1 protein-coding gene is annotated in these 405 nt (G+C 67.7%); it reads left to right on the forward strand.

The window, feature by feature from the left end; translation table 11 throughout:
• Positions 1–223, forward strand: a 223-nt coding sequence (locus MKK88_RS12595) for a hypothetical protein (RefSeq protein WP_244000142.1), incomplete at its 5' end; no start/stop codon positions are given.
• Positions 224–405 lie beyond the last annotated feature (182 nt).

The raw sequence follows: 405 nt of genomic DNA on the forward strand, positions 1-405 counted from the left end.
CGTGCTGGGCGAGCCGGCGATCGACATCATCGGCCTGCCGAACCGTGGGCGCTCCGGCGAACCCCTGATCGACACCATCGTGGAAGCGGTCTCGCGCAGCCTTTCGGGCCTGTCCCGGGGCAAGCTCAAGGATTCGGAGGGTGGCCCGCGAAGCGGGTCGGGAGAGGGGAGCGCCGGTGCAGAACCAAGCTCAGCGCTGCGTGAAGGCCTCGCCTTTTCCTGAACCGGGTTTCCCCTCTCCCGACCCCTGCTGACGCAGGGGCCACCCTCCCCCGCAGAGGGGGGAGGGAGAGCGCTTGGGGGATCTGGTCTGCCCTCAGGATGAAGGCGGGTGGGAGAGGCGAGCAACAACAATACAGGGAGGGTTGGATGGCGCAGACCATCGGGTTCATCGGTCTCGGCAAC

This window comes from Methylobacterium sp. E-005 (genome assembly GCF_022829725.1).
In the GTDB taxonomy this organism is placed as follows: Bacteria; Pseudomonadota; Alphaproteobacteria; order Rhizobiales; family Beijerinckiaceae; genus Methylobacterium.